Raw genomic sequence first — 24330 nt, forward strand, 5'->3', positions numbered from 1 at the left:
CTTAGTTCTCACGTCCCCGGTCACGGCGCGGACCGCGATCACCGCGGGGGCCACGCTCGCGGCCTTCATTCGACGACGGGCCCGACGCTTCCTGGGCCCAGCGCTTGTCCTGGGCCATCGGGTCGTGCTCCAGCACCTCGCCCTTGAACACCCACACCTTCACACCGATGATGCCGTAGGTGGTCTTGGCTTCGTAGACGCCATAGTCGATGTCCGCGCGCAGGGTGTGCAGCGGCACACGGCCTTCGCGGTACCATTCCATACGGGCGATTTCCGCACCGCCCAGACGACCCGCCACATTGATCCGGACGCCCTTGGCCCCCAGACGCATGGCCGATTGCATGGCGCGCTTCATGGCCCGACGGAAGGCCACGCGGCGCTCCAGCTGCTGGGCGATGTTCTCGGCGATCAGCTGGGCATCGACTTCCGGCTTGCGGACCTCGACGATGTTCAGGTGAACCTCGCCTTCGGTCATCGCGGCGATGTCCTTGCGCAGCTTCTCGATGTCGGCGCCCTTCTTGCCGATCACGACACCCGGACGGGCGGCATAGATCGTCACGCGGCACTTCTTGTGCGGACGCTCAATGATGATGCGCGACACACCGGCGCCCGACAGGCGCTCACGCAGCCACTCGCGCAGCTTCAGGTCCTGGTGCAGGAGCTTGGCGTATTCGCGGCCGCCGGCGAACCAGCGGCTGTCCCAGGTGCGGTTGACGCCGAGCCGCAGCCCGATCGGATTGATTTTCTGACCCATCAGGCGGCCTCGCCGGCTTCACGGACCACGATGGTGATCTCGCTGAACGGTTTCAGGATACGCGACGAGCGACCACGAGCGCGGCTCGCGAAACGCTTCATCACCAGGTTCTTGCCCACAAAGGCTTCGGCAACGATCAGGTTGTCGATGTCCAGGTTGTGGTTGTTTTCGGCGTTCGAGACGGCCGAATACAGCACCTTGCGGACGTCGGTCGCAATGCGCTTGCGGCTGAATTCCAGCTCGTTCAGCGCCTTCTGGACCGGCAGGCCACGGATCGACTGGGCCACCAGGTTCAGCTTCTGGGGGCTGATCCGGACGTTGACCAGCTTGGCGCGGGCTTCGGTCGTCGACACGCGACGGGGGTTCTTGGTCTGGGCCATCGGTTACTTCCTCTTGGCCTTCTTGTCCGCCGCGTGACCCGGGAAGGACCGCGTCGGCGAGAACTCGCCAAACTTCATGCCGACCATTTCTTCGGAGACCGACACCGGCACGTGCTTCATGCCGTTGTGCACGCCGAACGTCAGGCCGACGAACTGAGGCAGGATGGTGGAGCGGCGCGACCAGGTCTTGATCACGTCCTTGCGGCCCGACGCTTGCGCGGCCTCGGCCTTCTTCAGCAGATACCCGTCGACAAACGGGCCTTTCCAGGAGGAGCGGGCCATCTTTAGCGAGCCTTCTTCACGTGGCGGCTACGGATAATGAACTTGTCCGTGGCCTTGTTCTTGCGGGTACGGGTGCCCTTGGTGTCCTTGCCCCAGGGCGTGACCGGCGTGCGGCCGCCCGAGGTCCGGCCTTCACCACCACCGTGCGGGTGGTCGATCGGGTTCATGGCGACACCGCGGACGTGCGGGCGGAAGCCCATGTGGCGCTTGCGTCCGGCCTTGCCCAGGTTCTGGTTCATGTGGTCGGGGTTCGACACCGCGCCCACCGTGGCCATGCAGCCGTCCAGCACCATGCGCAGCTCGCCCGAACCCAGACGGATCTGGGCGTAGCCGGCGTCGCGGCCGACCAGCTGGGCGTAGGCGCCGGCCGAACGGGCCAGCTGGGCGCCCTTGCCCGGCTTCATCTCGATGTTGTGGATGATCGTACCCACCGGCATCGAGCGCAGCGGCATGGCGTTGCCCGGCTTCACGTCGGTCTTTTCACCGGCGACCACCGTGTCGCCCGCCTTCAGGCGTTGCGGCGCGATGATGTAGGCCTTTTCGCCGTCCTCATAGGTGATGAGGGCAATGAAGGCGGTCCGGTTCGGATCGTACTCCAGGCGCTCGACGGTCGCCGACTGGAACTTGCGACGCTTGAAGTCGATCTTGCGGTACAGGGTCTTGGCGCCACCACCGCGGAAGCGGACGGCCACGCGACCACCGGCACCGCGACCGCCGGACTTGGTCAGGCCTTGGGTCAGCGACTTCTCCGGACGCCCCTTGTGGAGCTCCGAGCGGTCGATCAGCACCAGGGCGCGGCGGCCCGGCGACGTCGGATTATATGTCTTCAGAGCCATTGGTTCAGAGCCCCGTGGTGACGTCGATCGACTGGCCCTCGGCCAGCGTCACGATCGCTTTCTTGATGTCGACCCGACGGCCCTGAATGCCGCGGAAGCGCTTGGTCTTGCCCTTTTGGACCAGGGTGTTGACCTTCACGACACTGACCTTGAACAGGCTTTCGACCGCAGCGGCGATCTCGTCCTTCGAGGCCGTGCCGGCCACGCGGAAGACGACCTTGTTCTGCTCGGACAGGATCGTCGCCTTTTCGGTGATGATCGGCGACAGGATGGTGTCGTAGTGTTTGGCGGTGGGTTGAGCGCCGGCCATTACGCGGCCTCCTTCTCAGAGAAGCGCGCCTCGATGGCCTCGACGGCCGCCTTGGTCAGCACCAGCTTGTCGGCCCGCAGGATGTCAAAGACGTTCAGGCCGGCGTTCGGCAGCACGTCGATGTGCGGGATGTTGCGCGCCGCCAGGCCGAAGCCGGTGTCGACTTCCGGACCAGCGATGATCAGGGCCTTGGTCCAGCCCAGCTTGCCGAACTGCTCACGCAGCTTGGCGGTCTTGGGCTCCTTGACCGAGACGCTGTCGACCACGATCAGGTCGCCCGAGACGACCTTGGACGACAGGGCGTGGCGCAGGGCCAGGGCGCGGACCTTCTTCGGCAGCGAGAAGCCGTGGTCGCGAACGACCGGGCCGAAGGCGCGCGAGCCGCCCACGAACTGCGGCGCACGCCGCGAGCCGTGACGGGCGCCGCCGGTGCCCTTCTGCTTGTACATCTTCTTGCCGGTGCGCGAGTTTTCGTTGCGCGTCTGGACCTTGTGGGTACCGGCACGGCGCTTGGCCAGCTGCCAGTTCACATAGCGGGCCAGCAGGTCGCCGCGGATGTCGGTGATGCCGAACACGGCATCCGACAGCTCCACGTCGCCCGAGGCCTTGCCGTCGAGTTTGATGACCGAGAGCTTCATTACGCTTCACCGCCTTCTTGGGTCTCGGCGACGGGCGCGTCCTCGGCCGGGGTTTCGGCAGGCGCCTCGGCGGCGGCCTTGGCCGACTTCACGGCACCGGGGAACGGAGCATCGGCCGGACGGGCCTTCTTGATGGAGTCGCGAACCTTGACGTAGCTGCCGTCGTGACCCGGGACGGCGCCCTTGATCAGGATCAGGCCGCGGTCGGCGTCGACGCGGAACACGGTCAGGTTCTGCAGGGTGACGGTTTCCTGACCCAGGTGACCCGCCATCTTCTTGCCGGCGAAGGTCTTGCCCGGATCCTGACGGTTACCCGTCGAACCGTGCGAACGGTGCGAGACCGACACGCCGTGGGTGGCGCGCAGACCGCCGAAGTTCCAGCGCTTCATGGCGCCCGCGAACCCCTTACCGATGGTCTGGCCCTGGATGTCCACGGTCTGGCCGGCGATGAAGTGGTCCGCCGTCAGCTCGGCACCGACGTCCAGCAGCGCGTCTTCCGACACGCGGAACTCGGTGACGATCCGCTTCGGCTCGACCTCGGCCTTGGCGAACACGGTCCGCTGGGCCTTGTTGGTCCGCTTGGCCTTGCGGGCACCGGCACCCAGTTGCAGGGCGACATAGCCGTCCCGGTCCTTGGTGCGTTGACCCACGACCTGGCAGCCGTCCAGCTGCAGCACGGTCACAGGGACATGCGCGCCATCTTCAGCGAAGATACGCGTCATTCCCAGCTTCTTGGCGATCACGCCCGTTCTTTGCGCGTCCTGGCGCATCGGATCCCGCCTCTTCTTCTTAAATCTTGATCTCGACGTCCACACCAGCGGACAGGTCGAGCTTCATCAGCGCGTCCACGGTCTGCGGGGTGGGGTCGACGATATCGAGAACACGCTTGTGCGTGCGGATTTCAAACTGCTCGCGCGACTTCTTGTCGACGTGCGGCGAACGGTTCACGGTGAACTTTTCGATCAGGGTCGGCAGCGGGATCGGACCACGGACGGTCGCCCCGGTGCGTTTCGCAGTATTGACGATTTCGCGCGTCGAAAAGTCGAGGACGCGATGATCGAAGGCCTTGAGCCTGATGCGGATGCTTTGATCCATATCGGTCGTATTTCCCAAGCAGGCGAACCTGCGTCCCTGTGAACCATTTCAAAGACCGGAGTCTTCAGGCCGAAGCCCTCAGAGTACGCACGTCCGCAAAAACGAGCGGCCCACGCAGTTACCCGCGAAGGCCGTTTAAGTCCTGGATCGCTGCAAAGAACAGGGTCTCAGGTCGTTCCTGCGGACCGCGTCTGCACTTCATACTCACGCGAAGTGCACAGCCGGTCCAACAAGAGTGCGGGCTTATGCCGTTCGATTCCGCCTGCGTCAAGGGCAGAATCCGACGGATGTCAGTGGCGGATGGAGATATCTCCCGCCCCCAGCACCGAACGGCTGACCCGGCCGGTGACCCGGTCGATATCCACGTCGCCCGCGCCGACGATCGAGACATCCAGATCGCCCACGGTACCCCGGAACTCCACGTCCCCGGCGCCGGCGATCGAAATGTCCATGGTCGGGGCATTGCCACCCCGGATCAGCAGGTCACCGGCGCCGGCCACCGACAGATCGACCGGACCATTCACGCCGGCGATCTCCACATCGCCCGATCCCCCGATGGAAATGTCGAGGTCACGGGTGGCTCCGGCCCGGACATCGCCCGACCCGCCGATGCTGATGTTCAGGGCGCCGGAGGTGCCGATGACCGAGTCCCCAGACCCTACGAGCGACAGATCCACCTGCCCGTCGACATTGGCGACCATCCAGTCGCCACAGCCGGCATTGCCGAAGTCGACGCTGCGTGCGCCCCGACCGACCGTCCCGTAAACCGCGCCCGATACGCCCAGGTCCACGTCACGCGGCGCATGGATCACGATCAGCGTGGCGTCTTCCAGATTGATGCGGCCCTTGCCCCGCACATCAACCGAGGCGCCCTCGCCCGGCTGGGAGCCCCCGGCCCGGCCCGAGCGGCAGCTGCGGATGGCCCGGCGCGGAAGGTTGCCCTCGATCTCGATGCGGTCGCCCCGTCGACGCACGGTCGGCACCGGCAAATCGGCACGGCCCTGATCGATCTCCACGGCCACGTCGGTGCGGTCCTCGACCAGCACGATGACGCGGGCCACGGCGTTCTCGATCTTCACGTCCTGCGCCTGGGCCGTTCCCGCCAGCGCGGTCGTCGACAGCAGGGCAGCGGTCAGGATGTATGCGGCTTTCATGAGAGGTCCTCCCTGTTCCAATGACAGGAAGGATGCGCAGCCCGGACCCCGAAGTCATTTTAACTCGAGGTCATGACTCCGAATTAATCTCGCCCGCACCGTCCACCGCGCCCACGGCGGGTTCGAACTCCCGCTCGAAGCGGGCGATCCGGTCGGGCATGACCTTCAGCTTGCGCAGCACCTGCGCTGCCGCCCAGCGCACCGCCAGACCCGGCGAGCCCAGACGATCGGTCGACACCGGCCTCAGCCCCCTCGCCCGCGCCACGGCGTGGGTATAGAGGGCGCCATTCCTCAGCCGCGTGGGCCAGGTCTGGAACTCGACCGACAGGGACACACAGAACCGGTCGAGGTTCTCCACCCGGTGCGGCGCATAGAAGGGCCAGGTCAGCGCCTGTCCCGGCTCCAGATCCACGACCTGGGCATCGGCCTCGAAGCTGCGGGTATAGGGTACCTCTTCGGTCGTCTGCCGTGCGACCACCTGCTCCATGGCGACCTCGGGCAGGTGCAGCTCGTCACCCGGATAGACGAACACCCGCTTGCGCCCGCGCATATGGAACAGCATCACGCCGGCCGCATCGAAGTGATAGGGCACGCGGGCCTTGGGTGACGACAGGATCAGCTGCCCTGCCCGGCGGATCGCCTTCAGTCCCGGATAGCTGGCCTGGATGGTGTCGAACTCGGCCATGGCGGCCTGCCACAGCTCGGGCCAGCCCCGCTCCACCGAGCGCAGGTTCACCCATAGCCGCCCCTGTTTGATCGCGTCCAGCAGGTCCGCGCCCGACAGGCGCCCCCGCGCCCCGGTCCGCAGGCGGGCCTGACCCTCGTCGTCATAGTCATAGAGGTTGATGTCGAACAGCTCGGCCGGATAGCGGTCCAGCAGGGCCGCCAGCGCCTCGTCCGAGGCGAAGCCCTGATCGACCAGGGCATGCGAATGCACCTCGCCCTTTTCGATGGGGCCGGTGTAGCGGGTGCGGGCGGTCTTCTGCAGCATGGCGTCCTCCGCCGGGGGTCAGGCCGAAGCCGTCAGGATGTCGGGCGTCTTGCGCAGGGCCGACCGCGCCGCGACGGCCAGGCCCCGGGCGCGCGCCAGTCCATCGACCTCGCAGGCCTCGATGGCCGCCCAGCGGCGCCGCAGGCTGGTGCGAAGCGCCTCGGCCCGACCGGCACCGGCCAGTCCGCCCAGCGTCGCCAGTGCGGCCCCACCCAGCGTCGCCGTCAGGCCAGGCTTCTGGATCACCGCCTCGCGCAGGCTCTGCGACGCGTTGCAGAAATACTTCTTGTAGTGCTCACCCCCGAAGCCGAAGTCGAACACCCGATAGCCCAGCTCCGAGCCCTGCCGCATGGTCTCCAGACTCAGCAGCACCCCGGGCGAACAGCGCGCCAGTCCCGGGACGTAGGTCGGGAACCAGAAGTGATAATGGCTGTCGGCGTGCATGGAATATTCCAGCGCACAGATATCGTCGCCGGCCTTGAGCACGGCGATCGAGGCGCCAAAGTCGCCCTCGGACTGCATCAGCGCCTGCAGCAGCCGACCGGTCCAGCCACAGGCGAACACATCGTGCAGGCCGCTGCGGCGGTACTGCTCGCGCTTCAGCCCTATGATCCGCTCCAGAAGCTCGGGATCGCGCAGGCCCAGCTGGACCTCGACCGGTCCCAGCTCGGCCTCCAGGCTGCGCCGGGCGCGCTCCTTGTCCTTGAAGTACTTGCCCTGGGCGGTGCGCCGCTCGGCGTACCAGGGCTCGAAGCCCTCGTCCGGCAGGACAGCCATGACCGCCTGGCGAGCTTCACCGGCCCCGCACGGCCCGACCCATCCGCTGACGTTCAGCCGCTTGCCGTCCAGAAGTTCGGCCACATGCGCCAGGGTCGGCGCCGTATCCGGATGGCTGATGATGCCGTGGTAGTCATTCATCGGCGCGGCCAGCGGCTGGATCGCCCCGCCGCGGGTCTGGTGCGGGAAGAAGCCGACGACCTCCTCGCCCCGGTGCAGCACGGCCACCCGCGCGCCCGGCGTGACCCCTGCCGCAATGCGGGTGAACTCGGTCCGGAAATAGGGGCTGGACAGCGCCGGGTTGGCCTGTCGCATCGCGTCCCACAGCTGCCAGTGATCCGCCGACAGTCGCTCGACCGCCAGCATTTCGACCTTCAGTCCCCTGTCCATACCGGCTCCACCATCCCCTTCGGGCGCGCGCAGCACGCACCGCTTCACACGGAAGACTAGACTCGCAGCCTTGAATCGAAGTTGAGAGCCATGGTGAACGGGGCCTTATACATGTCCGGGCTGCGGGAGCCGCGTGGCGACCTTGAGCGTTCAGGTCACGCCGGGCACTGTTGCCCATCGACGGAGTCCGAGATGACCGATCCCCGCCCTGACAACCGCTCCACTGAAAACGAGGACCTGCGCCCGGATCACGACGGCGAGCCGCCGCGCCCGGCGACCGAGCCGCGGGGCTCCAAGGGCTCCAGCAACTCGGGCGAGACCGAGACCGATCCGGCCACGGGCGAAGAGAACTGATGCGTCACGCCGCTGCCGTCGCCGCCCTGCTGGTGCCCCTCGCGCTCGGGGCCTGTGCCCCCGGCATGACGACCACGCCCATCCGGGCCTTCGACATCCCGGCCGCCTGCCCGGTTGCGGGGGCGGTTTTCCACGAGAACGGCGCGCTTGACCGCAGCCGGGCCGCACTGGCGTCGGGCCAGCTGACCATTCTGGCGGTCGGCTCCTCCAGCATCGAGGGGGTGGGCGCCAGCGCCCGTGAACTGTCCTATGTGCCGCTGGTCGAGGCGGGTCTGCGCGAGGCCTTTCCCTCCGCCACGATCACCGTGGTCAATCGCGGCATCGGCGGAGAAACGACGGCCGACACCGTCAACCGCCTCAAGGCCGAGATCGACGCCCACCACCCTGACCTCGTGCTCTGGCAGTTGGGCACCAATGACATGCTACGGGACCTGACCCTCGCCCAGGTCGTCGCCGACTTCGACCGGGGCCGCGACATCCTCGATGCCGCCGGCGTCGACGTCGTGCTGATCGATCCCCAGCGCCTGCCGGAGCAGACTGAGAACGCCGGCTTCCGCGGGCGCAACGCCCTGCTGTCGGGCGTGTCGGGCACCATCACCTATCTGGGCGAGCGCGAAGGCTATGCCGTGGCCCAGCGGTTCGTGCCCATGTCGGACTGGGGCGCCCTGCCCCACGGCGGCGTCGGCCCCGACGACCTGCACCTCAACGACGCCGGCTATGCCTGCTGGGCCGCCCAGACCGTGACCGGACTGGCGGGAGCGCTCCGCTAGAAACTGCGGAACGCCCCCTTTCGCGAAGGGTTGGACAGGTCCCTCTCCCGGAGCCTGTTCATGATCATCCGCCGTCGCCGTCCGCTCGCCCTCGCTGCCGCCTTCCCCCTGCTCGCGCTGGCGGCCTGTGGCGACGATTCCCGCGACCGCTCCCCGCCCGAGGCCAGCAGCCCGGCGCGCGACGAAGCCTCGCGCCTGCGGCAGTCAATCGAGGCGGCGACCTACACACCCCCCGCTCCTGAACAGAACGAGGCGTCCACCGGTGACACCCCGACAGAGGACGGCGCGGTTTCCGGCGAACTGCCGGACGAGGCGAGTCCCGACCCGGCCATGGTCCGCGTCCAGATCCTGCTCGACCGGACCCGCTTCTCGCCCGGCATCGTCGACGGGCTGGGGGGCGAGAACACCCGTCAGGCCATCGCCGCCTTCGAGGAGGCCAACGACATGGAGGTCGACGGCGAGCTGGACGCCGCCGTATTCGACCGCCTGACCTCGGGCGACACCGCCCGGGTGCTGACCGACTACACGATCACCCAGGCCGACGTCGCCGGCCCCTTCATCGGTTCCGTGCCCGAAGATCTCGCCGACATGGCCGGGCTTGAGACCGTCGGTTACACCGATCCGCTTGAGGCCCTGGCCGAGAAATTCCACATGAGCGAAGCCCTGCTTGAGGCGCTCAATCCGGGCGTTGATTTCGGGCGTGCGGGCCAGACCATCGTCGTCGCCTCGACCGGCCAGCCGGCCTTGGACGGCAAGGTCGCCCGCATCGTCGTCAGCAAGGCCGAAAGCGCGGTGCGCGCCTTCGATGCCGAGGGCCGGCTGCTCGCCTTCTACCCGGCCACCATCGGCAGCGGCGACACCCCGTCTCCGTCTGGCACCCACACGGTCCGGGCCGTCGCACCCCGCCCGAACTACACCTACGACCCGTCGCGGGTCAGCTATGGCGAGGGGGGCAGCAAGGTGATCGTGCCCCCGGGCCCGAACAATCCGGTCGGCTCCGTCTGGATCGACCTGTCGAAGGACACCTACGGAATCCACGGCACGCCCGAGCCTGCGGAGATCGGCAAGACGGCCTCCAGCGGCTGCGTGCGCCTGACCAACTGGGACGCCGAACAGCTGGCCGAGGCGGTGGAACAGGGCGTCGAGGTGCGCTTCACCTAGGATTCCCCAGGGTCTAAGCCCGCGTACCAGTCGGCATAGGGCGTCGTGCGCGCCATATGCCGATTGAGGTCCGGCGCCCCGTCTGTCCACCACACGGGACCGCGCTCGCCCAGCGCCACCTTGGCCGCGTCCACTGCCTGTCCGGCCGCCGCCAGCCCCTCGCGGTCGCCCGCCTTTCGCGCCCGGCCCACCTCGCGGCGTGCGGCCATGAGCGCCTTGACCAGCCGGGCCTTCTCCTCTGGAGCCAGCGCAGGGTTGGTGGAGCGCCACAGGCGACCGCGCACCACGAAGTAGCGACCGTCGGGCGTGGTCGGATAGATCGGCTTCATCCAGTCCCAACGAAAACGGCCCCCGGATTGCTCCGGGGGCCGTTCTGTCTTGTCTCAGGCCTATGCTCGTCCCGGATTTAACCGGGGCTCGCGGCTTGAGGCCGTCGCTTACTCGGTGATCTTCGACACGACGCCGGCGCCGACGGTGCGGCCGCCTTCGCGGATGGCGAAGCGGAGCTTCTCTTCCATGGCGATCGGGGTGATCAGCTCGACGTTCAGCTCGGCGTTGTCGCCGGGCATGATCATCTCCACACCTTCCTTCAGGTGCACGATGCCGGTTACGTCCGTCGTCCGGAAGTAGAACTGCGGGCGATAGTTGGTGAAGAACGGCGTGTGACGGCCACCCTCTTCCTTGGTCAGGATATAGGCCTCGGCCAAGAACTTGGTGTGCGGGGTGATCGAACCCGGCTTGCACAGCACCTGGCCGCGCTCGACGTCTTCACGCTTGGTGCCGCGCAGCAGCACGCCGACGTTGTCGCCCGCTTGGCCCTGGTCCAGCAGCTTGCGGAACATTTCCACGCCCGTGCAGGTCGTCTTCTGGACCGGACGGATGCCGACGATCTCGACTTCCTCACCGACCTTGACGATGCCGCGCTCGACGCGACCGGTCACCACGGTGCCGCGGCCCGAGATCGAGAACACGTCTTCCACCGGCATCAGGAACGGCAGGTCAACCGGACGCTCCGGCTGCGGGATGTAGTCGTCGACCGTCTGCATCAGCGCCAGGATCGCTTCCTCGCCGATCTTGGCGTCGCGGCCTTCGACCGCCGCCAGGGCCGAGCCCTTGGTGATCGGAATGTCGTCGCCCGGGAACTGGTACGAGCTCAGCAGCTCGCGCACTTCCATCTCGACCAGCTCCAGCAGTTCCTCGTCGTCGACCATGTCGACCTTGTTCAGGAACACCACCAGCGCCGGCACGCCGACCTGACGCGACAGCAGGATGTGCTCGCGGGTCTGCGGCATCGGGCCGTCAGCGGCCGACACCACCAGGATCGCGCCGTCCATCTGCGCGGCGCCCGTGATCATGTTCTTCACATAGTCAGCGTGGCCCGGGCAGTCGACGTGGGCGTAGTGACGGTTGGCCGTCTCATATTCCACGTGCGCCGTGTTGATCGTGATGCCCCGCGCCTTCTCTTCCGGCGCCGCGTCGATGTCGGCGTAGTTCATCGCCTTCGCACCACCGGCCTTCGCCAGCGTCATCGTGATCGCCGCCGTCAGCGTCGTCTTGCCGTGGTCAACGTGACCAATCGTGCCGATGTTGCAGTGCGGCTTGGTGCGTTCAAACTTTTCCTTGGCCATGGCCAAAACTCCTGATGGCCCGGGTTGAGGGGCGCTGAGTGCTATCAAAAACCTGGAGCGGGTAGACGGAATCGAACCGACATATTCAGCTTGGAAGGCTGCTGTACTACCATTGTACTATACCCGCATAACGAATGCGGCAGGCTCCGGATCACTCCGGAACGCGACACAATCGGTTCCGATCCGGACCGTTCCGGCGGGTCGGGCAGCGCGTGGTGGGGGAAGCAGGACTCGAACCTGCGAAGCTTACGCAGCGGATTTACAGTCCGCCCCCTTTGCCGCTCGGGACATTCCCCCAGCGCGCCTGTCGACCCGGTTCAGAACCCGACCCGCACCGCGAAGGTCCGTGTCGTCACAAAGGCCTCGGTATCCGTCTCCGCCTGCGTTAGAGGGGGTGAAGGACCCGGAAACCCCCGGGGCTCCCAAATCGGAGCGCGTCTTATAGTGTCGTCGAACCGCGAACGCAACGACTGGAAAGCCGGTCGTAAACAGTCTGCCCGGAGTGGCCCCAAAGGCCCCGAAAAGCCGGGCCGCAAAGGGGACCGCCCGGCCCCCGGTGGCGTGCGCGAGGCACCGGCGGCGCGCGAGGGACGCCGCGACGGCGGCCGCGAGCGGACCGATCCCGATTCCCTCATCTGGGGACGCCATCCGGTGCTGGCTGCGCTCGCCAACCCGGCCCGGCGCGGCATGGGCCGCCTGATGGCCACCGCCGACCGCGCGACCGAACTGGAACGCGACAATCTGCTCCACGGTCATGCCGTCGAGGTCGTCGAGGCTGACCGGCTGGCCCGGCTGCTGCCGCCCGGCGCCGTCCACCAGGGTCTGGTGTTCAAGGTCAGGCCGCTGGAGGGCGTCGATCTCGACGAGCTGGCCCGCCCCGCCCGCGGCCTGCTGGTCATGCTGGATCAGCTGACCGATCCCCAGAACGTCGGCGCCATCTTCCGCTCGACCCTCGCCTTCGGGGCGCGCGGCATCATTGTTCAGGATCGTCACAGCCCGGCGCTTGCCGGACCGCTGGCCAAGACGGCGGCCGGTGCCACCGAACGTCTGCCCTGCGCGCGGGTGACCAATCTGTCGCGCGCCCTGCGGACGCTCCAGGACGCGGGCTGGCATATTGTCGGGCTGGACGGTCAGGGCGAGGCCACCCTCGACGAGGCCCTCGATTCGCGCCCGACCGTTCTGGTCATGGGGTCGGAAGGCGACGGCCTGCGCCGTCTGGTCGCCGAAAACTGCGACACCCTGGCCCGCATTCCCATGCCCGGCGGCTTCGAAAGCCTGAATGTCTCGAATGCGGCCGCGGTCGCCCTCTACGAGGCCTCGCGCAAGCAGGCGGGCTGATGACATCCGCCCCGTTTTGGCTCTAGAGAGCCGCCATGGAATTCCTGTCCTCTCCCGAACTCGCCAGTCAGCTCGCCGCGCTCGGCAAGGTGTTGATGATCGATCTGGTCCTCGCCGGTGATAACGCCGTCGCCGTGGGCCTGGCCGCCGCTGCCCTGCCGCAGGAGCAACGCAAGAAGGCCATTCTGGTTGGTCTGGCCGCCGCCGTGGTCATGCGCATCGGCTTTGCCCTGATCACCGTCCAGCTGCTGGCCATCGTCGGCCTGCTGCTGGCGGGTGGCTTCCTGCTGCTGTGGGTGTGCTGGAAGATGTGGCGCGAACTGCAGGAGCAGCGCACCCACGACCAGGCCGAGTCTGGCGAGGCCATGGAGATGGCGCTGGCCGCGCACCACGGCGGCGGCGCATCGCCCGAGGAAATGGGGATCAAGCGCAAGACCTTCGGCGCGGCCCTGATCCAGATCATGATCGCCGACATCACCATGTCGCTCGACAACGTCCTGGCCGTGGCCGGCGCGGCGCACGATCACCCGTGGATCATGGTGTTCGGCCTGGTGCTGTCGATTGCCCTCATGGGCGTGGCTGCGACCTGGATCGCCAAGCTGCTGAACAAGTACCGCTGGATCGGCTACGTCGGTCTGGTGATCGTGCTCTACGTCGCCCTGCACATGATCTGGGACGGCTACCGCTCGGTCGTGGTCCGCACCGGCAATATGGAGAGCTACAACGCCTCGGCGCCGGGCTTCCTTGAGATCGGTCCGGACGAGGCGAAGAAGCACATGCGCGGCGTCCGCACCGAGGACAGTGACCTCAAGACGCCGCCCGTGCCTTCCAGCCCGGCAGACGCCCCGCCTGTGCAGACGATTCCGGCAGAGGAAGCGGTGGCGAACTAGCTCACCCGTCCCTCACGCTCGACGCAGGCCCCCATCCTCTTGCCCCCGAGGATGGCGATACTGTAACCGGTACCCGCCGGGCCCTGAGCGCGGTCGGATGAGAGGCGTCATGAAGAGACTGGTCGCATTGGGGGTGCTGGCGGCAGCTTCATTAACGGCCTGCGACCAGACAAACGAAACCCCGGCGTCGTTGGATACCGCCTCAGCAAATCCTCCACTTTTCGACAAGCAGGAATTCACGATCATCTCCAGGGACGTTGCAGGCAACGCCACCAAGACGGAATATGTGAGGGACTGGGGACATCGACGGGTCGAAGTGTTTGAAAGCCCTTCGGACAGCATGCGTGTCGTTTACGAGGGTGGTCTTGCCTGGGCCATTCTCCCGCCGAACGATCAGGTCTTCGAGCGAGAGGACCCCACTTCGGACATTCTCGCTGCGCGCATCAGTGAGGCCGAGGGAAACACCTTCGGTCAACGCAGGATGATGGCCAGCGTGGGCGCCCTGCCGACGGGCGAGACGGGGACTTTCGCTGGACACGAATGCGAATACTATCAGGCCTCTGCACCGGGGCAGTCCGGCCGGGTTCGGGTCTGCGTGGCCGACTGGGGAGGCGTCTTGTATATGAAGGCGGCTAGTCCGGGGGGCGAAATCGAAGTGGTAGCCACAACGGTTCGGCTGGGCGATGGCGGACCAGATTCGGCGTTCGAGTTTGACCGGGCTGGCGCGCAGCGCGTGACACCGTCGTCTCCGGTCGGCTAACCCTCGCCGCCGAAGCGGGCCGCCCATTCGGCGACCTGCGCGTCCTCGATCTTGGTGAAGAGCACGCCCTGATGCGCCACCGCGCGCCCGGCCGGCACGGCCTCCAGCCAGGCCGCGTCCGGTGACGGCCAGCCCAGGTCCGTCTCGCCGACGCTGGCCGCGATCTGCGGCGCGCTGAACGGCAGGATCGGGGCTGCCAGCCGCGCGAACAGGGCCACCAGATTGAGCGCGAACCGCACCGCCGTCGCCGCCCGTTCCGGGTCGGTCTTGAAGGCGGTCCAGGGCGCGGCGACCTGCAGATATTCATTGCCCAGCACCCAGGCGGCGCGAACGGCCTGCGCCGCCTTGCGGAACTCCATGGCCTCGAAGGCCGCGGTCGCCTCGGCCACGGCCTGGGTGATCCTGGTCTGGAAGTCCCGCTCGACGTCAGTCAGTGCGCCGCCCTCGGGCACAACACCGTCGAACTTGGATTCCGTGAACTTCACGATCCGGTTGACGAAATTGCCCAACACGTCGGCCAGGTCCTTGTTGGTCGCCGACTGGAACTGCTCCCAGGTGAAGGCCGAGTCCGAATGCTCGGGCCCGTAGGCCGTCAGGTACCAGCGCCAGTAATCCGCCGGCAGCAGCTCCAGCGCCTGGTCCATAAACACGCCCCGGCCCTGGCTGGTGGAGAATTTCCCGCCGTACCAGTTCAGCCAGTTGAAGGCCTTCAGCGTATCGACGGTCTTCCACGGCTCGCCCGAGCCCAGAATGGTCGCCGGGAAGCTGACGGTGTGGAAGGCGACATTGTCCTTGCCCATGAACTGGACGTAGCGGACGTCGTCGGCGCCCTCGTCGGTACGCCACCAGTCGCGCCAGCTATGCCCCGTGGCCTCGGCCCATTCCTCGGTGGCACCGATGTATTCGATCGGGGCGTCGAACCAGACGTAGAAGACCTTGCCCTCCATGCCCGGGCGGGGACCGCCGTCGGGTCCGACCACCGGGACGCCCCACTTCAGGTCGCGGGTGATGCCCCGATCAATCAGCCCCTCGTCCAGATGCTTCAGCGCGATCGACCGCGCCAGCGTCTGCCAGTCGGACTTGGTGCCGATCCAGTCGCGAATACGCTGCTCCAGCTTGGTCTGCAGCAGATACAGGTGCCGGGTGTCGCGCACCTCCAGATTTCGGCTGCCCGAGACGGCCGAATAGGGCTCCTTCAGATCCGTCGGGTCCAGCAGGCGGCCGCAGTTGTCGCACTGGTCGCCGCGCGCCTTTTCATAGCCGCAGTGCGGACAGGTGCCCTCGACATAGCGATCCGGCAGGAAGCGCCCGTCGTCGATCGAATAGATCATCTGATCGACGCGTTCCTCGATCAGGCCGTTGTCCTCCAGCACCTTCGCAAAGTGCTGGGTCAGGCGTCGATTCGGCGCATTCGACGACCGTCCGAACCAGTCATAGCTCAGGCCGAACGCTTCGCCCGCCGCCTTCTGGATCTGGTGCTGTTCGTCGCAATAGGTCCGCACGTCCTGGCCGGCCGCGGCAGCGGCCAGCTCGGCCGGCGTGCCGTGCTCGTCCGTGGCGCAGATATAGAGCACCTCATGCCCCTGCCCGCGCTTGAACCGGGCCCACACATCGGCGGGCAGCATCGACCCGGCCAGATTCCCAAGGTGCTTGATGCCGTTGATGTAGGGCAGCGCCGAGGTGATGAGGATGCGGGCCATGGGAGTCCGGGAGCAGCAGCGTTCGGGGAAGCGTGGCATATAGAGGGCCACGGGCGCGCCGTCACCCTGCCCTCATGCTCCAGCCTACGACCCCGGCGTCGGAGCCAGGCGCACCATTCGCCGCGCCACCCGGATGAACCGCCCGGTCAGCAGGCTCGAAGACACCAGACTGGCGATGATGATGGCCCAGACCATGCCGTTCACGCCCATCTGCGGCGCCAGCACCCAGCCCAGCGGCATCATCACCGCGCCGTAGGCGGTGAAGTGCATGATGGTCGGCCACCAGATGTCGCCGGCCGCCCGGTTGGCCTGGGCCGCGACCGCCTGGATGCCGTCCGCCACGAAGAACAGGGTGGCCAGAACCAGCGCCGGCACCGCCAGCGCGACCAGCTCAGGATCGCGGCTGTAGGCCTGGATCAGCAATGGCGCGGTCGGCCAGACGATCAGGGCGATGACCAGCGTCAGCGCCGCAATGACGGCCAGACTGACCAGTCCGGCCCGCATGACGCCCGGTGCATCCGCGGCGCCGAACGCCCGTCCGACCAGCACCGCCGTCGCCGAAGACAGCCCCATGGGCACCATGAAGACGATGGCCGAGATGTTCAGCACCACGGCCCAGGCTGCGGTCTCGACCGTGCCCAGCCGGCCGGCGATCAGGGCCATCAGGGCAAAGGCCGCGACCTCGATGAAATAGCTGGAGCCCGCGCCGTACCCCACCTTGCGCTGCTCGGCCTCGGCCAGCGGATCGCGTTCCGGCTTGCGGAACAGGCCCAGCGCCCGCGCCTCCGGCAGTCGCAGGATATAGACGATCAGGAAGACGGCCAGCGCGCCGCGCGCACAGAAGGTCGCCCAGGACGAGCCCAGCGCCCCGTCGACGCCGAGGCCCAGCAGGTCCGGCACGAACAGCAGGTTCAGCCCCAGATTGACCCCGTTCGCCACCCACATGGCGACCATGCCGGGCTTGGGCTTGCCCAGCGCCTCGAGGAAGAACTGCGCGGCGACGCTGATCAGATAGGCGGGCATCGACAGGGCGAACACCATCAGCGGCAGGCGCGCGCCCTCCGCCAGACCCTCGCCCAGGCCGAAATTCTCCAGCCCTGCCGGCCCCAGCACCATCAGGCCGATCATCGACCCGCCGCCCAGCCACAGGGCATAAACCAGCCCGCGGCGCAGCACCGCGCCGGCCTCGTCGCGGCGGCCTTCGCCCAGACGACGGGCAGTCATGACCTGCACGCCCAGCAGCAGGCCCACGGCCGTGGTCACCACGATGGCCGTCGGCGTCCACGCCAGGGTGTGGAACGCCAGCTCCTCGCTCGAGAAATTGCCGACCACGATCGCATCGGTCAGGCCCATGACCATGATGCCGATGCGCGCCAGCACCACCGGCCAGGCCAGGGCCAGCAGGTCGCGCAGGACGGTTCGGGTGGCGGGGGATACGGGCATGGGGGCTTCGCGGCAGTAGGCAGTAGGCAGTAGGGAATAGAAGGGTTGATCGGGCAGCGGGCGCGATCGGGCCGGTCGCTTTAGCGACTTCTCGTCCGCCTGTCTCTAAGGCCCACTGCCTACTGCCTCCCCTTCACCACGCCCCCATTTCACGCAGCTGCTGCGCCAGTTCTTCCGGCAGATCCCCGGCGTCCATGGTCGACAGGTCCGCCGGTGCATCCTTCGGCTCCAGATAGCGCCAGCCCTGAAAGGGGCGCCGGGCCTGCGGGGCCGTGCGGATCACCCGTGGCTCCAGCTGGATCAGGCACTGTGAGGTCTTGCCCTCGCCGCGCGTGGAGACGTCGGCGATCGGCATGCGGCAGGCGACCGAGCCCTTGATCACCCAGTACAGAGACCCGCCGTCTTCCAGCTCGGCAGCCCGCTTGGGCGTCATACGCGTGTGCACGGTCAGCCAGTCGCCCTTGGCCGCACGCCGCTCCAGCGTCTCCACTTCGGACACGCCGACACACAGCTTGATCATATGAAGAGGCATCCGGCGGGATCAGGCGCCCGCGCTGCCGGCCGCCACCATCGAACTGCCCAGCGTCTCCAACTCACCGGCGCAACGCTCGCCGGCCTGGTCAAGCATCGTCCCCAAGGCGGCTTCGTCCTGAGAATGCAACCAGTTAGAAAACCGCTCCGACTGATTGATACCGGGATTGCGCCCTTCAAGGCGGCCAAGGAAATAGGCCATGCCGACCGTACCCGCGACGACATACTCAGGGTCACGTCCGGCCATAGTGGCGAACAGGGCGACGCACTCCATATCCTTGCGGTCCATCTCGGGCACAGGGTCCTGTGCCTGGGCCGCAGCGGGGGTTCCCAGCAGGGCGGTGCCAAGGGCCATAGTAGCCAAAATCGGGTTCATCACTCAGTCCTTTGCTGTGACCACCGCCAGGACGGCGTCGGCCCCGACCTGATCGCCCACGCTATAGGCGACACTCTCCACGACGCCGTCAAACGGAGCCGTAAGCGCCTGTTCCATCTTCATGGCCTCGATGACGATCACCGCCTGGCCCTTGCCCACCGTGTCGCCCGCCTTGACCGGCACCGCCACCACCTTGCCCGGCATGGGCGCGCGCAGGGCCCCGTCACCGGCCTCGGCCGCCCCGGCCGCCGCCGCAGGCCGGCCGTCCACCCGCCAGGCGCGCCCGTCGCGGAACAGCACGGCCGCATGGTCGTCGGCCAGATAGCGATAGGACACCGGCGCCCGATCCGGGCTCAGCGTCACCGAGGTCCGGTACCAGGATTCATGGGGTCCGCTGCCCGGCCACGGCTGGACCGGCACCGCCTCTCCATCCAGATCTCCGGCATAGCCGTCGCGCCCATCCGGGGTCAGCTCGACCACACGGGCCTCACCGCCCGCCCGCAGCGGCACCGCCAGGGTCGCGGGCCGGTTCAGGCGAAAGCCGACGAGTTCCGGCGCGGTCGCCCACGGCGTCTCCGCACTTTCCTCTGCCAGAGCCCGCTTGCGCGCTTCATGCGTCAGCGCCACGGCCGCTGCCAGGGCGCCGTCGTCATCCAGCGTCCACGGCGCCAGCAGGGTGTCCTCCTCCGCCGCGATGAACGCCGTATCCACATCGCCCGCGACAAAGCGCGGATGGTCCAGACAGCGCGCGAGGAAGGCCGCATTGGTCCGGACCGGCCAGACCTCGACCTCGCGGCACACCCCGGCCAGATGGTCCGCCGCCGCCTCGCGCGTCTCGGCATGCACGATCAGCTTGGCGATCATCGGGTCATAGAACTGGCTGACCTCGCCGCCCTCCTCGACGCCGGTGTCGACCCGCAGCAGGGGCCCGTCCGCCGGATCGTCGATATCCTCCGGATCGCCCGTGCCCATGTCCGCCGGCGGCAGCACGAAATGCTCCAGCGCCCCGACCGACGGCAGGAAGCCGTTTTCCGGATCCTCGGCATAGAGGCGCGCCTCCATGGCCCAGCCGTGGATGCCGATCTCATCCTGCTTCAGCGGAATGGGCTCGCCCGCGGCAACGCGCAGCTGCCATTCCACCAGATCGACGCCGGTAATGGCCTCCGTCACCGGGTGCTCGACCTGCAGGCGGGTGTTCATCTCCATGAACCAGATGCGGTCCGCCTTGAGGCCCTCACTGGCATCGGCGATGAACTCGATGGTCCCTGCGCCCTCATAGTTGACAGCCTTGGCCGCCCGCACGGCGGCGGCGGTCACGGCCTCACGCGTCGCGGTATCCATGCCGGGGGCGGGAGCCTCCTCGATCACCTTCTGGTGCCGACGCTGCAGCGAACAGTCGCGCTCGTTCAGATGCACGACGGTGCCGTGGGTGTCGCCGAACACCTGCACCTCGATGTGGCGCGGCCGGGTGATGTAGGTCTCGATCAGCACGCGCGGATCGCCGAAGGACGACTGGCCCTCGCGCTGGGCGCTGGCCAGGGCATCGGCGAAATCCTCGGCCCGGTCGACCCGGCGCATGCCCTTGCCGCCACCGCCGGCCACCGCCTTGATCAGCACGGGATAGCCGATGCGATCGGCCTCGGCCTTGAGGGTGTCCGCCGACTGGTCCTCGCCCTGATAGCCGGGCGTGACCGGCACGCCCGCCTCGATCATCAGCTTTTTCGCCGCATCCTTCAGGCCCATGGCGCGGATCGACGCCGGGGGCGGCCCGATCCAGACCAGCCCCGCCGCCTTCACCGCCTCGGCAAAGTCGGCGTTCTCGGACAGGAAGCCATAGCCCGGGTGGATGGCCTCGGCCCCGGTCGCCCTCGCGGCCGCCAGCACCTTCGCCCCATCCAGATAGGACTCGCTGGCCTGCGCCGGCCCCAGCAGGACGGCCTCATCGGCCATCTGGACGTGCGGGGCCCGGGCATCGGCCTCGGAATAGACGGCGATGGTGCGCAGGCCCATGGCACGGGCGGTGCGAAACACACGACAGGCGATCTCGCCACGGTTGGCGACCAGAACGGATTTGAACATGACGCCTCTCTAACGCCTTGCGGCGTCCTCGGCCACTCAGTGACCGCCCGCCATGTCATTGAATCCCAGATACAGCCACAGCAGCGCCAACAGGGTGAAGGTGATGTTCGTCATCACGAACAGCACCGCCATGCGCGCCAAAGTGCCGAATGTGCTGCGCTGATAGGTGCCCTTCATGTGCAGAAACAGGTGGACGGGTGACAGCAACAACAGTGTCCAGGCCCAGCCGCCGATAATCGTGGCCAGCACGAAGATCGTCGTCAGCAGCAACATTTGCGCCGCCAGCGAGTGCATCGAAAAGATCAGATGGTCGAAGACGTAGTAGCGCCGGTTGAACACGAACAGCAGCGTCAGCATCAGGGCCGAAACCGGCAAGGCCAGAATGGCGACCCGGTGACCCCAGATTTCCAGCAGCAGCGCAAAGCGCTCGGGATCGCGCTGCACGGCCTCGTAACGGGACTTCACCCATCCCTCCACGACACCCAGCTGTTCATCGTTCAGCACATTGGATCGAACCTCGATCTCGTCCGGCTCCGATTCCGCCGCCGCGCCGGCTACGGACTTTCCGAAATTGCCCCAGTCGCCGTCGATGGCCGCCAGCGCCGCTGCCTTGGCCGCAGGGGGCATGTCGGGGTCGGCCTCGATCTCGGCCCGGGCCGCGGCACGCTCTTCGGCGCTCACCTGCGGACGGACGACGTTCACGGTCGAATGGCTCTCATCCCCCGTGTGCCGGGCCTCGATCACCGACGTAGACCAGTGCCCGACGAACAGCACGATCAGCAGCAGCACCAGGAACATGCGGAACGGCTGGACCTGAAAGGCCCGTTTGCCGTCCAGATAGTCGCGCGTCAGATGTCCCGGGCGCCGCACCAAGGCGGGGATGGTCCGGAACAGCTTGCCGTCGAGGTGCAGCAGGCCCTCAATCGCCTCGACCAGCAGGTGCCAGGTCGAGCGGTGGAAGTCTTCGGCCAGCTGGCCGCAGTTGTGGCAGTAGGTGCCCTCCAGCGGGGTCTGGCAATTGGCGCAGGGCGTGCCCGGCGGAATGTCCGCATGCTTGCGCTTCCAGCGCAAAAACCCGCCGCCCGAGTCGAGCGCCGCTGCTTCCAATTCGCTCGACATCGAATCCCCCTCCGAACCGAGGCTCTACTTAGCCCAGTCGGGCTTACGCTTGTCCAGAAAAGCGCGCACGCCCTCCTGCCCCTCGCGCGACACGCGAGCCCGGGCGATGCGGTGCGCCGTGTCATCCATCAGCGAATGATCGACCTTGTGATGGGCCACATCGTGCACCAGCCGCTTGGCATGGCCCATGGCGCCCGGCGCACAGACCGCCAGCGAACCGCTCAGCTGGCTGATGAAGCCATCCAGCGCCGCCGTATCCGGCACCACGGCGTCGACCAAGCCGATATGGGCGGCATAGTCGGCATCGAACACATTGGCCGTCAGGAACAGGGCCCGGGCGCGGCGCGCGCCGACGGCCTCGATCACATAGGGGGCGATGGTCGCGGGGATCAGGCCCAGCTTGACCTCGCTGAAGGCGAACTTCGTGCCCTTGACCGCCACCGCCATGTCACAGGCCGCGACAATGCCGGCGCCCCCGCCCATGGCCGCGCCCTCGACCAGCGCCACAGTCAGCGCCGGCACGTCGTGCAGGGCCTTCAGCATCTTCGCCAGCCCCATGGCGTCCGAGCGGTTGTCGCTCTCGGACCAGTCCACGGCCGCCGCCATCCAGCTCAGATCGGCGCCGGCGCTGAAGGTGCCGCCTGCTCCGCGCACGAACACCACGCGGATGTGGTCGGCCCCATGCAGGGTCTCGAACGCCTGATAGAGGGCGCCGATGGTCCGCGCGTCGAAGGCATTCTTCTTGTCCGGGCGGTTGATGGTGATGAACACCGCCCCGTCCGGCGTCGACTCGATCGACACCAGATCGCTGACGGCATCCGTATCCGCCCCCGCCACCATGGGATGAGCAATGCGATTCATCTCGCGCGCCTCGGCATCGGTGATGTCCATGGCGTTGAGGTCGGCGTCGGTCGGGGTCTTGTCGGGCATGTCAGCGCCTTTCGGTGGCCCGTCCCCATCGCGGGGCACGGGCAGGAAAACTTACATCCTGAACACGCCGAACGGCGTGTCGGGGATCGGGGCATTCAGGCTGGCGCTGATGGCCAAGCCCAGCACGTCGCGGGTCTGGACCGGGTCGATCACGCCGTCATCCCACAAACGCGCGGTGGCGTAATAGGGGTTGCCCTCGTCCTCATATTTCTGGCGGATCGGCGCCTTGAAGGCCTCGGCCTGATCCTCGGTCCAGGTGTCGGCGTCGCGGTGCACGGTCGCCAGCACACTGGCCGCCTGCTCGCCGCCCATCACCGAAATCCGGCTGTTCGGCCATGTGAACAGGAAGCGCGGGCTGTAGGCCCGGCCGCACATGCCATAGTTGCCGGCGCCGAAGCTGCCGCCAATCAGCACGGTGAATTTCGGCACCTCGGCACTGGCCACGGCGGTGACCAGCTTGGCCCCGTTCTTGGCGATGCCCTCGGCCTCATACTTTCCGCCGACCATGAAGCCGGAGATGTTCTGCAGGAACACCAGCGGAATCTTGCGCTTGCAGGCCAGCTGGATGAAGTGCGCCCCCTTCAGCGCGCTCTCCGAGAACAGCACGCCATTGTTGGCCAGAATGGCGACCGGATAGCCCCAGATGCGGGCAAAGCCGCACACCAGCGTCGTGCCATAGTCGCGCTTGAACTCGTCGAACTCCGAGCCGTCGACCGTGCGGGCGATCACCTCGCGCACGTCATACGGCGCGCGCACATCGTCGGGAATGATGCCGTACAGCTCTTCCGGGTCCAGCGCCGGCGGGCGCGGCTCGCGCACATCCAGCGGCACATCCTTGACCGTGTTCAGATTGGCGACGATCGAGCGCACGATCTCCAGCGCGTGTTCGTCATTCTCGGCCACATGGTCGACCACGCCCGACTTGCGGCCATGGGTGTCGGCCCCGCCCAGATCCTCGGCCGAGATCACCTCGCCCGTCGCCGCCTTCACCAGCGGCGGCCCGGCCAGGAAGATGGTGCCCTGATTGCGCACAATGACCGTCTCGTCCGACATGGCGGGCACATAGGCGCCCCCCGCCGTACAGCTGCCCATCACACAGGCGATCTGGGGAATGTCGCGCGCGCTCATCCGCGCCTGATTGAAGAAGATCCGCCCGAAATGCTCGCGGTCGGGAAACACCTCGGCCTGGTGCGGCAGGTTGGCCCCGCCCGAATCGACCAGATAGACGCAGGGCAGACGGTTCTGTTCGGCGATCTCCTGAGCCCGAAGGTGCTTCTTCACCGTCATGGGGAAGTAGGCACCGCCCTTCACCGTCGGGTCGTTGGCGACGATCATCACCTCGCGGCCCGACACCCGGCCGACGCCACAGATCATGCCCGCGCCGGGCGCCTGATCGTCATACATCCCGAACGCCGCCAGCTGCCCGACCTCGAGGAAGGGCGATCCCGCATCCAGCAACCGCTCGACCCGGTCGCGGGGCAGCAGCTTGCCGCGGCTGACGTGGCGCTCGCGCGATTTGTCAGAGCCGCCCCGCGCCGCCTGGGCCACCCGCTCGACCAGTTCGTCGCGCAGGCGGCGGTTGGTGCTCTCCAGCGCCTTGAAGGCCGGACTGGACGGATCGATCGCAGAGGTCAACTTGGGCAT

The 24330-nt window shown here is 67.3% G+C and carries 27 protein-coding genes and 2 tRNA genes; 6 read left to right on the forward strand and 23 right to left on the reverse strand.

Annotated elements, in window-relative coordinates:
* Position 1 precedes the first annotated feature (1 nt).
* The 11 genes from rpsC to LC068_RS03670 form a co-directional block, all read right to left on the reverse strand.
* Positions 2-754, reverse strand: a complete 753-nt coding sequence (rpsC, locus tag LC068_RS03620) for a 30S ribosomal protein S3 (protein ID WP_209120647.1) — start codon at positions 752-754, stop codon at positions 2-4.
* Positions 754-1134: a 50S ribosomal protein L22 gene (gene rplV, locus LC068_RS03625; protein WP_123285854.1), complete on the reverse strand. Its 381-nt coding sequence runs from the start codon at positions 1132-1134 to the stop codon at positions 754-756. The genes rpsC and rplV overlap by 1 nt, the downstream gene beginning before the upstream one ends.
* A gap of 3 nt (positions 1135-1137) precedes the next feature.
* Complete coding sequence (gene rpsS, locus LC068_RS03630; RefSeq protein ID WP_209120648.1) at positions 1138-1416, reverse strand: 30S ribosomal protein S19; 279 nt, start codon at positions 1414-1416, stop codon at positions 1138-1140.
* 2 nt (positions 1417-1418) lie between these two features.
* Entirely contained in the window at positions 1419-2252 is an 834-nt protein-coding gene (gene rplB, locus LC068_RS03635) for a 50S ribosomal protein L2 (protein WP_226634617.1), read from the reverse strand.
* A 4-nt stretch (positions 2253-2256) separates the two neighbouring features.
* Positions 2257-2562, reverse strand: coding sequence for a 50S ribosomal protein L23 (locus LC068_RS03640; protein ID WP_209120650.1), 306 nt, complete (start codon positions 2560-2562; stop codon positions 2257-2259).
* Complete coding sequence (rplD, locus tag LC068_RS03645; protein WP_209120651.1) at positions 2562-3200, reverse strand: 50S ribosomal protein L4; 639 nt, start codon at positions 3198-3200, stop codon at positions 2562-2564. Before rplD ends, LC068_RS03640 begins: the two co-directional genes overlap by 1 nt.
* Positions 3200-3970 (reverse strand): 50S ribosomal protein L3, encoded by a 771-nt coding sequence (gene rplC, locus LC068_RS03650; protein ID WP_209120652.1) that lies wholly within the window; start codon positions 3968-3970, stop codon positions 3200-3202. The genes rplD and rplC overlap by 1 nt, the downstream gene beginning before the upstream one ends.
* 19 nt (positions 3971-3989) lie before the next feature.
* Complete coding sequence (rpsJ, locus tag LC068_RS03655; RefSeq protein WP_003164367.1) at positions 3990-4295, reverse strand: 30S ribosomal protein S10; 306 nt, start codon at positions 4293-4295, stop codon at positions 3990-3992.
* 290 nt (positions 4296-4585) lie between these two features.
* Positions 4586-5449 carry a GIN domain-containing protein gene (locus tag LC068_RS03660; protein ID WP_226634619.1) on the reverse strand — a complete coding sequence of 288 codons (864 nt, stop codon included), beginning with the start codon at positions 5447-5449 and terminating at the stop codon, positions 4586-4588.
* A 70-nt stretch (positions 5450-5519) separates the two neighbouring features.
* Positions 5520-6440: a cupin-like domain-containing protein gene (locus LC068_RS03665; protein WP_226634620.1), complete on the reverse strand. Its 921-nt coding sequence runs from the start codon at positions 6438-6440 to the stop codon at positions 5520-5522.
* Positions 6441-6458: 18 nt separating this feature from the next.
* Entirely contained in the window at positions 6459-7607 is a 1149-nt protein-coding gene (locus LC068_RS03670) for a GNAT family N-acetyltransferase (protein ID WP_226634621.1), read from the reverse strand.
* 192 nt (positions 7608-7799) lie between these two features.
* Here LC068_RS03670 and LC068_RS03675 point away from each other — a divergent pair, with 192 nt between their 5' ends.
* The 3 genes from LC068_RS03675 to LC068_RS03685 are packed head-to-tail and all read left to right on the forward strand — an operon-like array spanning position 7800 to position 9892.
* Positions 7800-7961, forward strand: a complete 162-nt coding sequence (locus LC068_RS03675; protein ID WP_209120656.1) for a hypothetical protein — start codon at positions 7800-7802, stop codon at positions 7959-7961.
* Positions 7961-8731 (forward strand): SGNH/GDSL hydrolase family protein, encoded by a 771-nt coding sequence (locus tag LC068_RS03680; RefSeq protein ID WP_226634623.1) that lies wholly within the window; start codon positions 7961-7963, stop codon positions 8729-8731. Before LC068_RS03675 ends, LC068_RS03680 begins: the two co-directional genes overlap by 1 nt.
* 60 nt (positions 8732-8791) lie before the next feature.
* Positions 8792-9892 carry a L,D-transpeptidase family protein gene (locus LC068_RS03685; RefSeq protein ID WP_226634625.1) on the forward strand — a complete coding sequence of 367 codons (1101 nt, stop codon included), beginning with the start codon at positions 8792-8794 and terminating at the stop codon, positions 9890-9892.
* On the opposite strand, the gene LC068_RS03690 is transcribed toward LC068_RS03685, so the two are convergent.
* The 4 genes from LC068_RS03690 to LC068_RS03705 all read right to left on the reverse strand — a co-directional run bounded on the left by LC068_RS03690 (position 9889) and on the right by LC068_RS03705 (position 11817).
* Positions 9889-10221, reverse strand: coding sequence for a hypothetical protein (locus tag LC068_RS03690; RefSeq protein ID WP_226634627.1), 333 nt, complete (start codon positions 10219-10221; stop codon positions 9889-9891). The two genes, LC068_RS03685 and LC068_RS03690, sit on opposite strands and share 4 nt — an antisense overlap.
* 108 nt (positions 10222-10329) lie before the next feature.
* The gene (gene tuf / locus LC068_RS03695; RefSeq protein ID WP_226634379.1) at positions 10330-11520 is read right to left on the reverse strand and encodes an elongation factor Tu; all 1191 of its coding nucleotides are present in this window, start codon (positions 11518-11520) and stop codon (positions 10330-10332) included.
* 53 nt (positions 11521-11573) lie between these two features.
* Positions 11574-11647: transfer RNA gene (locus tag LC068_RS03700), tRNA-Gly, on the reverse strand.
* Positions 11648-11733: 86 nt separating this feature from the next.
* Positions 11734-11817 (reverse strand) — tRNA-Tyr (locus LC068_RS03705).
* A gap of 147 nt (positions 11818-11964) precedes the next feature.
* Between LC068_RS03705 and rlmB the strand changes: the two genes are divergently transcribed.
* The 3 genes from rlmB (at position 11965) to LC068_RS03720 (ending at position 14508) form a co-directional block, all read left to right on the forward strand.
* A complete protein-coding gene (gene rlmB / locus LC068_RS03710) occupies positions 11965-12858 on the forward strand; it encodes a 23S rRNA (guanosine(2251)-2'-O)-methyltransferase RlmB (protein ID WP_226634629.1) in 894 nt (297 codons plus the stop codon).
* Positions 12859-12893: 35 nt separating this feature from the next.
* The gene (locus tag LC068_RS03715; RefSeq protein ID WP_226634630.1) at positions 12894-13748 is read left to right on the forward strand and encodes a TerC family protein; all 855 of its coding nucleotides are present in this window, start codon (positions 12894-12896) and stop codon (positions 13746-13748) included.
* Between the two features lie 109 nt (positions 13749-13857).
* Positions 13858-14508 carry a hypothetical protein gene (locus tag LC068_RS03720; RefSeq protein WP_226634631.1) on the forward strand — a complete coding sequence of 217 codons (651 nt, stop codon included), beginning with the start codon at positions 13858-13860 and terminating at the stop codon, positions 14506-14508.
* Here LC068_RS03720 and metG read toward each other — a convergent pair.
* From metG to LC068_RS03760, 8 genes are all read right to left on the reverse strand, one after another.
* Positions 14505-16208 carry a methionine--tRNA ligase gene (gene metG, locus LC068_RS03725; RefSeq protein WP_226634632.1) on the reverse strand — a complete coding sequence of 568 codons (1704 nt, stop codon included), beginning with the start codon at positions 16206-16208 and terminating at the stop codon, positions 14505-14507. The genes LC068_RS03720 and metG overlap by 4 nt on opposite strands.
* Positions 16209-16292: 84 nt before the next feature.
* On the reverse strand, positions 16293-17651 hold the full coding sequence (locus tag LC068_RS03730; RefSeq protein WP_226634633.1) for an MATE family efflux transporter: 1359 nt from the start codon (positions 17649-17651) through the stop codon (positions 16293-16295).
* A gap of 133 nt (positions 17652-17784) precedes the next feature.
* Entirely contained in the window at positions 17785-18183 is a 399-nt protein-coding gene (locus LC068_RS03735; protein WP_226634634.1) for a DUF1489 family protein, read from the reverse strand.
* A gap of 9 nt (positions 18184-18192) precedes the next feature.
* Entirely contained in the window at positions 18193-18558 is a 366-nt protein-coding gene (locus LC068_RS03740) for a hypothetical protein (RefSeq protein WP_226634636.1), read from the reverse strand.
* A gap of 3 nt (positions 18559-18561) precedes the next feature.
* Positions 18562-20637 carry an acetyl/propionyl/methylcrotonyl-CoA carboxylase subunit alpha gene (locus tag LC068_RS03745; RefSeq protein WP_226634638.1) on the reverse strand — a complete coding sequence of 692 codons (2076 nt, stop codon included), beginning with the start codon at positions 20635-20637 and terminating at the stop codon, positions 18562-18564.
* A gap of 36 nt (positions 20638-20673) precedes the next feature.
* Positions 20674-21756: a DUF3667 domain-containing protein gene (locus tag LC068_RS03750; RefSeq protein WP_226634640.1), complete on the reverse strand. Its 1083-nt coding sequence runs from the start codon at positions 21754-21756 to the stop codon at positions 20674-20676.
* 24 nt (positions 21757-21780) lie between these two features.
* The gene (locus tag LC068_RS03755) at positions 21781-22686 is read right to left on the reverse strand and encodes an enoyl-CoA hydratase-related protein (protein WP_226634643.1); all 906 of its coding nucleotides are present in this window, start codon (positions 22684-22686) and stop codon (positions 21781-21783) included.
* A 51-nt stretch (positions 22687-22737) separates the two neighbouring features.
* Positions 22738-24330 carry a carboxyl transferase domain-containing protein gene (locus LC068_RS03760; RefSeq protein ID WP_226634645.1) on the reverse strand — a complete coding sequence of 531 codons (1593 nt, stop codon included), beginning with the start codon at positions 24328-24330 and terminating at the stop codon, positions 22738-22740.

This window comes from Brevundimonas poindexterae, assembly GCF_020524625.1.
Classification (GTDB): Bacteria; Pseudomonadota; Alphaproteobacteria; order Caulobacterales; family Caulobacteraceae; genus Brevundimonas; species Brevundimonas poindexterae_A.

Excerpts from the sequence above, each read along its gene's own strand:
- rpsC (WP_209120647.1), bottom strand. The coding sequence starts at position 754 with ATGGGTCAGAAAATCAATCCGATCGGGCTGCGGCTCGGCGTCAACCGC.
- rplV (WP_123285854.1), bottom strand. The coding sequence starts at position 1,134 with ATGGCCCAGACCAAGAACCCCCGTCGCGTGTCGACGACCGAAGCCCGC.
- rpsS (WP_209120648.1), bottom strand. The coding sequence starts at position 1,416 with ATGGCCCGCTCCTCCTGGAAAGGCCCGTTTGTCGACGGGTATCTGCTG.
- rplB (WP_226634617.1), bottom strand. The coding sequence starts at position 2,252 with ATGGCTCTGAAGACATATAATCCGACGTCGCCGGGCCGCCGCGCCCTG.
- LC068_RS03640 (WP_209120650.1), bottom strand. The coding sequence starts at position 2,562 with ATGGCCGGCGCTCAACCCACCGCCAAACACTACGACACCATCCTGTCG.
- rplD (WP_209120651.1), bottom strand. The coding sequence starts at position 3,200 with ATGAAGCTCTCGGTCATCAAACTCGACGGCAAGGCCTCGGGCGACGTG.
- rplC (WP_209120652.1), bottom strand. The coding sequence starts at position 3,970 with ATGCGCCAGGACGCGCAAAGAACGGGCGTGATCGCCAAGAAGCTGGGA.
- rpsJ (WP_003164367.1), bottom strand. The coding sequence starts at position 4,295 with ATGGATCAAAGCATCCGCATCAGGCTCAAGGCCTTCGATCATCGCGTC.
- LC068_RS03660 (WP_226634619.1), bottom strand. The coding sequence starts at position 5,449 with ATGAAAGCCGCATACATCCTGACCGCTGCCCTGCTGTCGACGACCGCG.
- LC068_RS03665 (WP_226634620.1), bottom strand. The coding sequence starts at position 6,440 with ATGCTGCAGAAGACCGCCCGCACCCGCTACACCGGCCCCATCGAAAAG.
- LC068_RS03670 (WP_226634621.1), bottom strand. The coding sequence starts at position 7,607 with ATGGACAGGGGACTGAAGGTCGAAATGCTGGCGGTCGAGCGACTGTCG.
- LC068_RS03675 (WP_209120656.1), top strand. The coding sequence starts at position 7,800 with ATGACCGATCCCCGCCCTGACAACCGCTCCACTGAAAACGAGGACCTG.
- LC068_RS03680 (WP_226634623.1), top strand. The coding sequence starts at position 7,961 with ATGCGTCACGCCGCTGCCGTCGCCGCCCTGCTGGTGCCCCTCGCGCTC.
- LC068_RS03685 (WP_226634625.1), top strand. The coding sequence starts at position 8,792 with ATGATCATCCGCCGTCGCCGTCCGCTCGCCCTCGCTGCCGCCTTCCCC.
- LC068_RS03690 (WP_226634627.1), bottom strand. The coding sequence starts at position 10,221 with ATGAAGCCGATCTATCCGACCACGCCCGACGGTCGCTACTTCGTGGTG.
- tuf (WP_226634379.1), bottom strand. The coding sequence starts at position 11,520 with ATGGCCAAGGAAAAGTTTGAACGCACCAAGCCGCACTGCAACATCGGC.
- LC068_RS03715 (WP_226634630.1), top strand. The coding sequence starts at position 12,894 with ATGGAATTCCTGTCCTCTCCCGAACTCGCCAGTCAGCTCGCCGCGCTC.
- LC068_RS03720 (WP_226634631.1), top strand. The coding sequence starts at position 13,858 with ATGAAGAGACTGGTCGCATTGGGGGTGCTGGCGGCAGCTTCATTAACG.
- metG (WP_226634632.1), bottom strand. The coding sequence starts at position 16,208 with ATGGCCCGCATCCTCATCACCTCGGCGCTGCCCTACATCAACGGCATC.
- LC068_RS03730 (WP_226634633.1), bottom strand. The coding sequence starts at position 17,651 with ATGCCCGTATCCCCCGCCACCCGAACCGTCCTGCGCGACCTGCTGGCC.
- LC068_RS03735 (WP_226634634.1), bottom strand. The coding sequence starts at position 18,183 with ATGCCTCTTCATATGATCAAGCTGTGTGTCGGCGTGTCCGAAGTGGAG.
- LC068_RS03740 (WP_226634636.1), bottom strand. The coding sequence starts at position 18,558 with ATGAACCCGATTTTGGCTACTATGGCCCTTGGCACCGCCCTGCTGGGA.
- LC068_RS03745 (WP_226634638.1), bottom strand. The coding sequence starts at position 20,637 with ATGTTCAAATCCGTTCTGGTCGCCAACCGTGGCGAGATCGCCTGTCGT.
- LC068_RS03750 (WP_226634640.1), bottom strand. The coding sequence starts at position 21,756 with ATGTCGAGCGAATTGGAAGCAGCGGCGCTCGACTCGGGCGGCGGGTTT.
- LC068_RS03755 (WP_226634643.1), bottom strand. The coding sequence starts at position 22,686 with ATGCCCGACAAGACCCCGACCGACGCCGACCTCAACGCCATGGACATC.
- LC068_RS03760 (WP_226634645.1), bottom strand. The coding sequence starts at position 24,330 with ATGCCCAAGTTGACCTCTGCGATCGATCCGTCCAGTCCGGCCTTCAAG.